The 11,475-nt window shown below is 68.8% G+C and carries 11 protein-coding genes and 1 pseudogene; 5 read left to right on the forward strand and 7 right to left on the reverse strand.

All coding sequences use genetic code 11. The features are described 5' to 3' along the window. Positions 1 to 41: 41 nt before the first annotated feature. On the reverse strand, positions 42 to 1,073 hold the full coding sequence (locus CNR27_RS01385) for a bile acid:sodium symporter family protein (RefSeq protein WP_096300147.1): 1,032 nt from the start codon (positions 1,071 to 1,073) through the stop codon (positions 42 to 44). A 111-nt stretch (positions 1,074 to 1,184) separates the two neighbouring features. On the opposite strand from CNR27_RS01385, the gene CNR27_RS01390 reads away from it, so the two are divergent. Then, positions 1,185 to 2,270, forward strand: coding sequence for an endonuclease/exonuclease/phosphatase family protein (locus CNR27_RS01390; protein ID WP_222843115.1), 1,086 nt, complete (start codon positions 1,185 to 1,187; stop codon positions 2,268 to 2,270). Between the two features lie 188 nt (positions 2,271 to 2,458). On the opposite strand, the gene CNR27_RS01395 is transcribed toward CNR27_RS01390, so the two are convergent. From CNR27_RS01395 to CNR27_RS01410, 4 genes and pseudogenes are all read right to left on the reverse strand, one after another. Further along, a complete protein-coding gene (locus tag CNR27_RS01395) occupies positions 2,459 to 2,725 on the reverse strand; it encodes a hypothetical protein (RefSeq protein ID WP_096296599.1) in 267 nt (88 codons plus the stop codon). 165 nt (positions 2,726 to 2,890) lie between these two features. After that, a complete protein-coding gene (locus CNR27_RS01400) occupies positions 2,891 to 3,451 on the reverse strand; it encodes a DUF6630 family protein (RefSeq protein ID WP_096296600.1) in 561 nt (186 codons plus the stop codon). A gap of 381 nt (positions 3,452 to 3,832) precedes the next feature. Beyond that, a pseudogene (locus CNR27_RS15645) lies at positions 3,833 to 4,336 on the reverse strand (pyridoxamine 5'-phosphate oxidase family protein); the annotation flags it as partial. Positions 4,337 to 4,419: 83 nt separating this feature from the next. Continuing rightward, the gene (locus CNR27_RS01410) at positions 4,420 to 5,622 is read right to left on the reverse strand and encodes an MFS transporter (RefSeq protein WP_096296602.1); all 1,203 of its coding nucleotides are present in this window, start codon (positions 5,620 to 5,622) and stop codon (positions 4,420 to 4,422) included. Positions 5,623 to 5,803: 181 nt separating this feature from the next. On the opposite strand from CNR27_RS01410, the gene CNR27_RS01415 reads away from it, so the two are divergent. The 4 genes from CNR27_RS01415 (at position 5,804) to CNR27_RS01430 (ending at position 10,158) form a co-directional block, all read left to right on the forward strand. Continuing rightward, the gene (locus CNR27_RS01415; RefSeq protein WP_157745176.1) at positions 5,804 to 6,082 is read left to right on the forward strand and encodes a hypothetical protein; all 279 of its coding nucleotides are present in this window, start codon (positions 5,804 to 5,806) and stop codon (positions 6,080 to 6,082) included. Further along, positions 6,079 to 6,789: a DUF72 domain-containing protein gene (locus CNR27_RS01420; RefSeq protein ID WP_096296604.1), complete on the forward strand. Its 711-nt coding sequence runs from the start codon at positions 6,079 to 6,081 to the stop codon at positions 6,787 to 6,789. Before CNR27_RS01415 ends, CNR27_RS01420 begins: the two co-directional genes overlap by 4 nt. Before the next feature lie 122 nt (positions 6,790 to 6,911). Further along, on the forward strand, positions 6,912 to 9,665 hold the full coding sequence (locus CNR27_RS01425; RefSeq protein ID WP_222843116.1) for a PAS domain-containing protein: 2,754 nt from the start codon (positions 6,912 to 6,914) through the stop codon (positions 9,663 to 9,665). A 121-nt stretch (positions 9,666 to 9,786) separates the two neighbouring features. Beyond that, positions 9,787 to 10,158 (forward strand): hypothetical protein, encoded by a 372-nt coding sequence (locus CNR27_RS01430; protein ID WP_157745178.1) that lies wholly within the window; start codon positions 9,787 to 9,789, stop codon positions 10,156 to 10,158. 149 nt (positions 10,159 to 10,307) lie between these two features. Here CNR27_RS01430 and CNR27_RS01435 read toward each other — a convergent pair whose 3' ends face one another. Together CNR27_RS01435 and CNR27_RS01440 are read right to left on the reverse strand one after the other, a co-directional pair. Further along, positions 10,308 to 10,748, reverse strand: a complete 441-nt coding sequence (locus CNR27_RS01435) for an RNA methyltransferase (RefSeq protein ID WP_157745180.1) — start codon at positions 10,746 to 10,748, stop codon at positions 10,308 to 10,310. Beyond that, positions 10,745 to 11,389 (reverse strand): DUF5671 domain-containing protein, encoded by a 645-nt coding sequence (locus CNR27_RS01440; protein ID WP_096296608.1) that lies wholly within the window; start codon positions 11,387 to 11,389, stop codon positions 10,745 to 10,747. Before CNR27_RS01440 ends, CNR27_RS01435 begins: the two co-directional genes overlap by 4 nt. Between the last annotated feature and the right edge of the window lie 86 nt (positions 11,390 to 11,475).

Consider the following 11,475-nt stretch of genomic DNA (forward strand, 5'->3'; position numbering starts at 1 on the left):
CGCCGCAACAGGGCGAAGGCGGTGATACAGGCCCGACGGCCTCAGCCTGCGCCCTGCCCCGGCGCAGGCGCAGGCGCGCGGCGCGCATACCGTTGCGCGACCACCGCGCAGACGAGCAGCTGGAGCTGGTGAAAGATCATCACCGGCAAAACGATCGCACCGAGGCCGCCGCTCGAGAACATCAGCTTGGCCATCGGCAGGCCGGTGGCGAGGCTCTTCTTTGAGCCGCAGAACACGATGGCGATCTCGTCCGCGCGGTCGAAGCCCAGCCAACGCGCGATCCAGGTGACCAGCGGCATCACGACCGCCAGCAGCACAGCGCACACCGCGGTGACCGCGACCACGGTCCAGACCGGCGTCTGGCGCCACAGTCCCTCGATCACCGAGGCGCTGAAGGCGGTATAGACCACCAGCAGGATCGTGCCCTGGTCGGTCCAGCGCAGCACCGGGCGATGGCGCTCGACCCAGCTCCCGATCCACGGGCGCAGGAGGTGGCCCGCAACGAAAGGCAGCAGCAGGAGCAGCATGATCCTGGCAATGGCCGTAAGCGGATTGGCCATCGCCCCATCACCGCCCACCAGCAGCGCCATCAGCAGGGGCGTCAGCGCGACGCCGACCAGGCTCGACAGCGAAGCGCTGCACACGGCTGCCGACACGTTGCCGCCGGCCATCGAGGTGAAGGCGATCGACGACTGCACCGTTGAGGGCAGCGCGCACAGGAACAGGATGCCCACGTACAGCTCGGGCGTCAGCAGCCAGCCCGAGAGTGGCCGGCCGAGCAGCCCCAGCAACGGAAACAACCCGAACGTGCAGGCGAGGATCGTCAGATGCAGCCGCCAGTGCCGCGCGCCGGCGACGATCGCAGCGCGCGACAGTCGCGCGCCGTGCAGAAAGAACAGCGCGGCGATGGCCCCGTTGGTGACGATGTCCATGACCGCGGCGGCTTTCCCCTGCACCGGCAGCAACGATGCGAGGGCGATGGTCGCGAGCAGCATCAGCGTGAACGGATCCACGCGCGGCCGGAATGACATCAGGGGCTCCAGTTGCAGACCGGCGGGTGCCGGGCGCGCCATGGTCGCAGCCGACGCGTTGGCTGCCCAGCCGCAGCGCGCCGGCGCGGGCACTTCACATCCCTGAAGCGGGCCAGGGCTGATAGTGCCGGCCTTCTTTGCCACCCGCCTCCCATGCTGACTCTGGTCTTCTCTGCCGCTACCGCGTTGCTCGCCGTTGCGACCCTGATGCCCACGATCCGCAGCGGTGCCTGGTGGATCCGCTGTTTCGACTTTCCGAGATTGCAGCTGCTGCTGCTGTCGGTGCTGGTACTCGTTCTGCAACTCGCCCTACGCCCGGTCGAAGACGCATGGACGGTGGGGATCATCGTCGTCAACGTGGCCTGCATGCTGTGGCAGGCGTGGTGGATCTTCCCCTACACCCGCCTGGCGCGGGTCGAAGTCGAGGACGCGCCTGATTCGGCACAGCCACGGCTGCGCCTGCTCGCGAGCAACGTGCTCACGACCAACCGCAACGCGGAACTGCTGCTCGCCCAGGTGCGCAAGCACCGTCCGGACGTGCTGATCGCGGTGGAGACCGACAGCTGGTGGGAGGAACGGCTCGACACACTCCGGGACGTGCTGCCGCATGCGATGCGCTGCCCGCTGGACAATCTCTACGGCATGCACCTGTACACGCGTCTGCCCATGCACGACGCGGAGATCCGGTATCTGGTCGAGGACGACATTCCGTCGATCCATGTGACGCTGGAACTCGACGGCGGCCGACGCGTGGCGCTGCATGCGCTGCATCCGCGCCCGCCCAGCCCGACCGAATCGGACGGCTCACAGGAGCGCGATGCCGAGCTGGTGATCGTGGGCCGGGCGGTGAAGGAATCCACGCTGCCGGTGATCGTCGCTGGCGATCTCAATGACGTTGCCTGGTCACGCACCACGCGCCTGTTCCGCAAGCTCAGTGGCCTGCTCGATCCCCGCATCGGTCGCGGCATGTACAACACCTTCCATGCCCGCCTGCCGGGTCTGCGCTGGCCGCTCGACCACCTGTTCCACAGCACGCATTTCACCCTGGTGGGGATGCAGCGTCTGCCCGATGTCGGCTCCGACCATTTCCCGATCCTGGTCGAGCTGGCGTTGTCGCCGGGAGAGAACGACGCCGAGGCGGGCCTCGATGCGGATGCCGACGATCAGGCCCAGGCGCAGGCTGCGGTCGAAGACGCGACGTTTTCGACCTCCGGCAGCGCAACGCTCAGGGCGGACTGAGCACTGCGGAAGTCGGACAGGTCGACGTGGTCGCGCTCGCTCCGGGGCCGTCACGCGTGCCGGCAACTTCCCCCCCCTTCCGTATGCCGGCCAGCGACGCCGACGCGGGTGGGTCTTCGCACAGGCTGGCTCCCGCCCGGGGGCAAACCCGGGCTTTCCGCGCGACACGCCGCCCGGAACGCCCGCGCTCAGCGCGTCAGTCGTGCCCGCAGATCGCGCAGATCGCGCTTGGCGACATCGCGCAGGGTGTCCTCGCGCCACGCGTCGGCCGCTGCTTCGCCGGACATCCGCAGCCGCCGCTCGTACTCCGGCTGCATCTGTTCACGGCGCAGGTCGCGGATGCGCCGGTATTCGGTGCGCAGCGACGACATGTGCCGGATGGGATAGGCGGCCCCGATCGGCGACATCCATGGCTGGATCCCGTCATCGGTGGCGAGGGAGGTCGGGGTCTCCACCGAAGTATTCGGACCCGCAGCGGATGCAGGCATCGCCCACGCCAGTGCGAACGCACAGGCGCAAGCGGCGGTAACGGCTCTCGGGTCCATGGCACCCTCCCATGCGGTGACGGACACGAGTGAACCTAGCAGATGGGTTGCAAACGCTGTGTCGAGGCTGCTTGTTCAGCCAGCGCCGGGGCGCAGGTCCAGACCGAGCGCGTTGCCGAGTACGCGCATCGCTTCGTCGTCGTCGCGCGGGGCCAGCACGCCGGCCACGGTGTCGTCACCGGTGTCCCAGGTCCACAGGGTGTAGCCGGCCACCCGCAACTGGTCGTAGGCCGCCTCGATCAGGGCGCCGGTCGACGCGCCGGCGAGCGCGACCGCATCGGTCGGGTCCTCGACCCCCCAGTCGATATCCACGCGGAAGCGTTCGGCCAGGGTCTCGATCGCATCGATCAGCGTAGTGCGTTCGGTTTCGTCGATGCGGAAACTGGCGCGCCAGTCGGTGACGCGCTCGAGTGCATCGCGCACCGCCTCGGCGTCGTCATCGTCGCCGAGCAGCTCGCGGTACGCCTGGAACTGCTGGGTGGCCGCCTCCTCGTCGCCGGGGTTGATGCGCAGCAGCCATTGCCAGGCCAGCACTTCCAGGTCGCCCTCGTGTTCGGCGTCGCCCTCGTCGAAATCGTGACCGGTGGCGTGGGCGAAGTTGTCGTCGGGATCGAACTCGTCGTCGCGCGTGGGCATGGCGGCATTCCTGGAGGGGATGCGTAGTGTGCCGCGACATGGCCAGCCGCGGCACGCGGGCGGGCTTCAGCCGCCGGCGGTCCCGCGGGCGGAGCCCTTGGCGCCCCCACCGCGCGGCGATGGCGCAGTCTTGCCGGCAGCGGGCTTGCGCGCTGCCGGGCGCTTGGTCGTCGCCTGCTGCGAGGATGCCTTTGGCGTCGCGTTCGCGCGGGCGCCGGTGCTGGCCGATGGTGAACCGGTGGCGCTCTTCTTCGCGGTCGTCCGCTTGGCACCGGACGATGCGGTCGTGCCGCCGGCGATCTTCTTCGTCGCCGGCTTTCCACCGTCGTCGCCGCGCGTTTGGGCATGCGACGGCGGCAGACGCGAGGTCGTGGTCCCGCCGCGCAGGTCGACGATGCGGTTCTCGCCCATCGCCTCCTTGCGCCTGGTCACTTGGGCGACGGCAAAGGCGATGGCCTTGCCGATCAGCGAGCCCGGGCCATCCCAGTACTCGGCGGTGCGCATCTGGACCTCGATCAGGGTGAGCTTGGGATCGTTGACCCCGCGCGGGAAATACGCCTTGAGCGCGTCGTCCCAGAACTCCTCGATCTTCTCCGGATCGTCGTTGACGTAGGCATCGCCTGCCATCGACACGTAGGTATTGCGGCCCTTGGACGCATACGCCAGGTTGACCTTTGAGTTGCGCGTGATCTCGGCAACCTTGGGACTGTCGGAAGCAACGAAGAACCAGACGCGGCTGCCGTCGAAGCGTGCCTTCTGGGTCGAGAGCGGCCGGCTGACCAGGTAACCGCCCGGCCCCACGCTGGTGAACATCGTGATGTCGATGTCCTCGATCAGTTTCGCGATCGTCTGCGCGTCTTTCGCGCCCTTGCTCTTCGCCGCCATGCTGGTCTCCGCTCCGGGGATCGAACGGCAGTGTCGGCAGCGCGGCGGGCAACAGACGTGAAGGCGTCCAGGCCGTGGAGATTTCAGCAGGCCGCGGCCACGTTCGCGCGCCGGCGACGTTCGGCGCGCCGCGCCATGACGTAGATGCCCAGGCCGGCCGCGGCGGTCACCGCCCCGACGTAGCCGGTGGCTGTCCAGCCCAGGCCCGCGCCGATCGCCATGCCGCCCAGCCAAGGACCGAGCGCATTGGCGGTATTGAAGGCGGCATGGTTGGAGGCCGCGGCAAGAGTCTGCGCGTCCCCGGCGACATCCATCAAGCGCTTCTGCAGCACCGGCGCGAGCGCCCCCATGGTGCCGACCGCGACGATCGCCGGCAGGATCGACCACACTGCGCCGGTCGCGAGCGGGAACAGCAGCAGTACCAGCAGCGACCAGCCCATGACGACGGCGACCGCACGGAACTGCAGTCGGTCCACCAGCCAGCCGCCGGCGAGGTTGCCGAGGATCGCACCGACGCCGAACGCCGCCAGACCGATCGGAATCCAGCGCTCCGACACGCGCGTGACCTCGATGAGGGTCGGGGCCAGGTAACTGAAAACGCAGAACATGCCGGCGAAGCCGATCGCGCCGATCAGCAGCGCATACCAGACCTGCGCGGTATTGAACGCGCGCAGCTCGCGCATCGGCGACTGCGTCGCCTCGGCGGGGTCGGGGGCGAGCAGGCGCGCAACCAGCGCGACGGTCAGCATCGCGATCACCGCGACCAGGGCGAAGGTCCAGCGCCAGCTCAGCTGCTGGCCGAACCATGTCGCCAGCGGATTGCCGACCAGAATTGCGATCGACAGACCCAGCAGCACCCGGCTCATCGCCGCGCCGCGCTGCGCAGGTGGACTGATCGAAGCGGCGACCAGCATTGCCACCCCGAAGTAGGCCCCGTGCGGCAGACCGGCGACGAAGCGCGCGACCATCATCGCGCCGTAGTTCGGCGCAAGCGCGGTCGCGAGATTGCCCAGCGCGTAGAAACCCATCAGCGCCAGCAGCAGGCGACGCCGCGGCAGGCGCGCACCGAGGATCGCCAGCAGGGGCGCGCCGACGACCACACCGACCGCGTAACTGCTGATCAGATGCCCGACTGCCGGTTCGTCGACACCGAACTCCCGCACCAGACTCGGCATCAGGCCCATCATCGCGAACTCGCTGGTGCCGATCGCGAAACCGCCCATCGCCAGGGCGAAGAGGATCAGCGCGCGGGTGCGATCGGACGGCAGGGCCGGGGCATTCGCCATGAGGACGCTCGGACTCGGAACCGACCATTATTGTGCATTGCAGCACAAGGCGTCGTGACCATCCTTGAGGGTGCTGCGTTGCATGCAGCGGGTGATTCGCCAGTATCGAATGAACGCGCCGGAACGACATGTGCTGGACGCGTCCGCGTCGACAGTCGCGCCCGTATCCACGGAGATCTGCATGCCGCTGACCGCATTCGGCCTCGACCGCACGCTCGAACCCGCCGCCACGCGTTCCTCGACCCGGCGGCGGCTTGACCATGGGCTCACCGCCATAGTGGCGCATGGCGTCGACACATCCACCGCGCGCGTCACCGAAGCCAGGGGCGGCGGGGACTCCGGGGATCTCGACCAGCCCCCGGCAAAGGTGGCCGATACCATCGGCATGCGCGCGCGCAACGCGGTGCGTCTCGCCCGGCTGCTGCAGCTCCATCCCGATCCGGGACCGCGCAAGGGATGATCCGGATCGGGTGCGCCGGCTGGTCGATCGCCGCGGGTGACGCGGACCTGTTCGAGGCCGGCGAATCCGCGCTTGCCCGCTACGCGACGCGCTTCGACATGGCGGAGATCAATTCCTCCTTCTACAAGCCGCACCGGGCTGCGACCTATGCGCGCTGGGCGGACACGGTGCCGGCGGGGTTCCGGTTTTCGGTGAAGCTGCCCAAGGCCATCACCCACGAGGCGCGGCTGGTGGGCTGCGGGCCGGCGCTCGATACGTTCTTCGACGCGGCCGGCGCGCTGGGTGATCGGCTGGGTTGCGTGCTCGTGCAACTCCCGCCGAGTCTGGCGTTCGATGCCCGCATCGCCAGCACCTTCTTCGCGATGCTGGGTCGGCGCTGGCAGGGCCCGGTGGCCTGCGAGGCACGTCATGCGAGCTGGCTGGAGCCGCGCGCGGAGGCCGTCCTGCGCCGTCGCGAGGTGGCACGCGTGGCTGCCGATCCCGCGCGCCACGGCGACGATGCCGTCCCTGGTGGGCATCCCGGATTCGCATACTGGCGCTGGCACGGCGCGCCGAAGATCTACTACAGCGACTATCCGCCCGCGGCACTGGATGCGATCGCCGACGCGGTCGCTGCGGGGCCGGCCGACGCCTGGGTGGTATTCGACAACACCGCGGGCGGCCATGCGGTCCCCAATGCGGCCGGCCTCCAGGCCCGGATCGGATGAGCCGCTCACTGCGTCGCGACGAATGGCTGTGGCAGGATGCGCGGTCATCCACTCCCCGCGCGTTGTCCGTGACGTCTCCAGCGACTGCCGGCTCGCCCGATTTCCTGCACATCCACAGCGCAATGGCATCCCGCGTCGCGGCGTTCGACTGGACGCAAACGCCGCTGGGCCCGATCGAACACTGGCCGCAGTCACTGCGAACGACACTGGGCCTGATGCTCGAATCGCGTTTCGCGATGTGTCTGTGCTGGGGTCCGGAGCTGACGCTGTTCTACAACGATGCCTATATGCGGGTGCTTGGCGCGAAGGAGCCCGGCGCGCTCGGCCAGCCACTGGCGGTGATCTGGTCCGATGTCTGGGAGGACATCCGTCCGCTGGTGGACAGCGTGATGTCCGGCACGGCCACGATGCAGGAAGACATGCCGCTGACGATGCTGCGCAACGGCTATCCGGAGGAAACGTTCTTCACGTTCTCCTATACGCCGGTACGCGGCGAGGACGGCGGGATCGCCGGATTCCTCAACGTCACCACCGATGTCACCCGACGGGTGCAGAACGAGCGCCGGTTGAGCGCTGACGTGGCCCAGTTGGGGCGCATGTTCGACCAGGCGCCGAGCTTCATGGCGATGCTCACCGGCCCCGACCATGTGTTCCGCTATGCGAACCCCGCCTACATGCGCCTCATCGGCGGACGCGACGTGCTCGGCAAACCGGCCGCCGAGGCCTTGCCGGAGGCCGCGCAGCAGGGCTATGTGGCCTTGCTCGACGAAGCGTTCAACAGCGGCAACCCATTTTCCGCCGACGGCATGAGATTCGTCGTCCAGGCCTCGGCGGGCGGCGAGCCTGTCGAACGCTATCTGGACTTCGTCTACCAACCGATCAGCGACGAGCATGGCGTGGCCGGCATCTTCGTGCAGGGCGTCGACGTGACCGCGCGCCGGATGTCCGACCTCGTCCTGCGCACGCGCGAGGCCGAGCTGCGCGCACTCAACCGCGATCTGGAACGCGAGGTCCTGGAACGCGCACGCGAGCGATCGCTGACCTGGCAGGTCACCCCCGACCTGCTCGCGGTCATGGACGCAGAGGGCGTGATCGAAGCGATCAATCCCGCCTGGCAACAGTTGCTCGGCTGGACCGACGACGAACTGCTCGGCCGCCGCTGGCTGGATCGTGTCTGCGCGGAAGATCACGCAATCACCCGCGCGGTCCTCGACAACCTGCGCGCCGACAAGCCGGTGCTGCATTTCGAGAACCGCTTTCGCACGCGCGCCGGGGGCGTCCGCACCCTGTCGTGGATGGCGACGCCGGAAGGCGGGCGTTTCTACTGCAGCGGCCGCGACGTCACCGACATCAAGGCCGCCGCCGACGCGCTGGCCCGCTCCCAGGCGCAACTGCGCACATTGTTCGAAACCAGTTACCAGCTGCAGGGCATGTGCAGACCCGACGGCATCGTCACCGATGCCAATCGGCCCGTGCTTGAGGCGCTGGGAGTCGGGTTCGACGACGTCGTTGGCCTGCCGCTGTGGGAGACGCCGTGGTTTTCCGCCACGCCCGGGATGCCGGCGCGTATCCGGGCGATGTTCGTGCGCGCCGCCGCAGGCGAGACCGTGCGTGACGAAATCCAGGTCGATCTGCCCGGTGGCCGACGTTGCCACGACCTCTCGCTGCGGCCGATCCACGACGACGGCCGCATCATCGCCGTGGTTCCAGAGGCGATCGACACGACCGAGCGCCGCAATGCCGAAGAAGCCCTGCGCCAGTCGCAGAAGCTCGAATCGCTGGGACAGCTGACCGGCGGCGTCGCCCACGATTTCAACAACCTGCTGATGCCCATTGTCACCGCGCTCGACCTTGCGTCCGATCCGAATGCGCGCCCGGAGCGCCGCGCGCGCATGCTCGGGGTCGCACGCCGGTCCGCAGATCGCGCCACCTCGCTGGTACAGCGGCTGCTGTCGTTTGCGCGCAGGCAGCCGCTGCAGACCACCGACGTGGACGTGGGGGCGCTCGTGGTGGGCATGGCCGCGCTGGTGGAGAGTTCCTGCAGTCCGCGGATCCGGCTGGTCGTGGCGGCCGCCGATGGTCTGTTGCCTGCGGTGGCCGACCCGGGCCAGCTGGAAATGGCCATCCTCAACCTCGGCATGAACGCCTGCGACGCGATGCCAGAAGGGGGTACCCTCACGCTGGCTGCCCGCAATGCCCGGGTCACGGGCGATGGCCGGCTGGCGGACGGACGTTACGTGGTGGTGGCGGTGTCCGACACCGGTCATGGCATGGACGAGGCGACGCGCCAGCGTGCCATCGAGCCGTTCTTCTCGACCAAGGGCATCGGCAAGGGCACCGGCCTTGGCCTGTCGATGGCGCACGGACTGGCGTTGCAACTCGGCGGGTATCTGTCGATCGACAGCTCGCCCGGCGCCGGCACCACCGTCGAGCTCTGGCTCCCCGTGGGCACATCCCGGGTCGCCGCACACGAACCGACCGAGGACACAGTAGTGGACAGCACAGCAGAACCGCGCGGTACCGCACTGGTGGTGGATGACGAGGATTCGGTGCGCATGTGCACCGCTGATGCGCTGGAGGACATGGGCTATCGCATCGTCGAGGCCGGTTCGGCCGAAGAGGCGCTGCGCGCGCTCGACGACGGTCTCGCCCCCGCCATCCTGGTGACCGACCATCTGATGCCGGGCATGACCGGCGCCGAGCTGGCACGCGCCGTGCGCGAGCGTCTGCCGGCCACGGCGATCATCATCGTTTCCGGCTACACCAACATGGCCGACATCGCGCCCGGGGTGACCATCCTCAACAAACCCTTCCGCCAGCATGAGCTTGCGGCAAGCGTGGGGCTGGCCGCCGCGTCGATCCACGGCGCGGCCTGAGTCCGGACCGACCATCGCCGACGCCGCGTCGACACCCGCGCGCAGACGCTGCGGACATGCCGTCCCGGGCTCACCAGCCGCAGCAGCGCGTCGCACTCGGTCCGCTTGGAGGGCCGGCGCGGTGACCGGGTGGATGCGCTACGGCAACCGGCATGGCGGCAGCGGCGTGCGCGCCTGGCGTCTCGAAGGCAATCTGCTGTCGGTCGAGTTCGTCGATGGCGCGGTGTACGACTACCAACGTCAGGAGGTCGGGAGTCGCCGCTTCGATGCCGCCTGTGCGGCCGCGCGCGCGGGACGCGGGCTTTCGAGCTGCATCAGCCGACATCTGCGCGACCGCTATGCAGATCGCTACGACGATCGCCGGGCCTGGGACGTCGTCCGCAACCGGGGACGCAGCGACGATGGCGCAATCCCAAAGGCCGGGGCTGCACGCCCCAGCGGCCCTGTGCCCCAACGGCGACGCCCCGCCCTCCAGCGGCCTGCGTCTCGATGATCCGCTCCAGCAACGCATGCAACTGCGCCAGATGCCCGGAACCGGCGGCGCGGGTATCCGGATCCGATGTCATCGCGACCGCCGGCACGACCTAGAGCAAGCGCGCATGGAACACCGGCAAGGGGCGCGTGCAGGATCGCCTCTCGGGCTTAGCCCGGCGCTTCGGCCTGGGACGACGGCTTGATCTGGCGTTCGAAACAGACCCGGCCGGCCGTATGCGGCCAGTCGCGGCGCATCCAGGGTTCGATCTGGCGCAGCGGCTGGGCGTTGTCGGTGGCGAACACCGCGCACAGCTCCAGCAGATCGGGCCCGAGAACCCGGTATTCGTACGCCGCGCCGGTCACCGGATCGGTCCGGCGCAGGTCGACGCCCGGCACGGCCTCCAGGGTTTCGGGCAGGGTCTTTCGCCTGAGCAGATGCGCGCCCGCTGCCTGCTCGATCGCATGCAGATCACGGACGCGCGCGGCGTCCAGGCGCGCGTCGCGTTGCGCGCCGGGGGTGCCGATCAATATCAGCGTCACCACGACCGCCGCGGCGCTCACCAGTCCGCCGGCCACCACGAGGCCGCTCCCGAAGCGGGCCACGTTCAAGGCGACACCTCTTCCCGACGCAGGTCCAGAAGGTAGAACGTGAAGATCGCCCCGGCGATGGTGCCCGCGATCAGCACCTTGAGCAGGAATCGGACGCTGAGCTCGCCCCCCAGGACGTTGTAGACCAGGGTGATGAGATCTCCAGCCAGCACCGCCGTGGCCAGGAACAGGGTCATGTACGTCAGCCATCGACGCACCGGCGACAGCCGCTTGACCGGATCGCGCTCCAGTTCGCGCGACAGTTTGTGCGCCATGAACGCGAACAACGGAAACGCGATGACCAGTGACGATGCCGACCACCGCATCGACCGGCCGAGCCACTGCCCCCGGTAATCGGGATCGCTCGGGTCGGGGAAGGCCAGGTTCACCAGGTCGAACAGCAGGCTGCCGAGCTGCCACGCCGAGATATAGAGCGCCGTGAACAGCACCAGATGCAGGAAAGCATCGCGCGCCGACAGGGTCGGCCGCGGTCGGGGAACCGGTAGCCCGAATGCAACGGCCGGGTATCGCGACAGCGCGTCGCCAACCTGCTCTGCAGGCCAGCCTGCCTTGGCCAGGGTGGCGGCGACCGCATCGTGACCGGCCCCGCGCGCCAGTGCCTCGCGCACGAAACCCTGCAACTCCCTCGAATCCGCGCTCATGGTCCGCTCCGGTCTTGAGTGGCCAATCTAGCAGGCGGCCGGATGCCCATGCCGTGCCGATCTCACCGTGTTCAGCATTCCGGTCT

The organism is Luteimonas chenhongjianii (assembly GCF_002327105.1).
In the GTDB taxonomy this organism is placed as follows: Bacteria; Pseudomonadota; Gammaproteobacteria; order Xanthomonadales; family Xanthomonadaceae; genus Luteimonas; species Luteimonas chenhongjianii.

Bases quoted from the DNA above. Each gene is read 5' to 3' on its own strand.
- CNR27_RS01420 (WP_096296604.1), top strand. From the start codon at position 6,079: ATGATCCGGATCGGGTGCGCCGGCTGGTCGATCGCCGCGGGTGACGCG.
- CNR27_RS01410 (WP_096296602.1), bottom strand. From the start codon at position 5,622: ATGGCGAATGCCCCGGCCCTGCCGTCCGATCGCACCCGCGCGCTGATC.
- CNR27_RS01400 (WP_096296600.1), bottom strand. From the start codon at position 3,451: ATGCCCACGCGCGACGACGAGTTCGATCCCGACGACAACTTCGCCCAC.
- CNR27_RS01385 (WP_096300147.1), bottom strand. From the start codon at position 1,073: ATGGCGCGCCCGGCACCCGCCGGTCTGCAACTGGAGCCCCTGATGTCA.
- CNR27_RS01390 (WP_222843115.1), top strand. From the start codon at position 1,185: ATGCTGACTCTGGTCTTCTCTGCCGCTACCGCGTTGCTCGCCGTTGCG.
- CNR27_RS01415 (WP_157745176.1), top strand. From the start codon at position 5,804: ATGCCGCTGACCGCATTCGGCCTCGACCGCACGCTCGAACCCGCCGCC.
- CNR27_RS01425 (WP_222843116.1), top strand. From the start codon at position 6,912: ATGGCATCCCGCGTCGCGGCGTTCGACTGGACGCAAACGCCGCTGGGC.
- CNR27_RS01440 (WP_096296608.1), bottom strand. From the start codon at position 11,389: ATGAGCGCGGATTCGAGGGAGTTGCAGGGTTTCGTGCGCGAGGCACTG.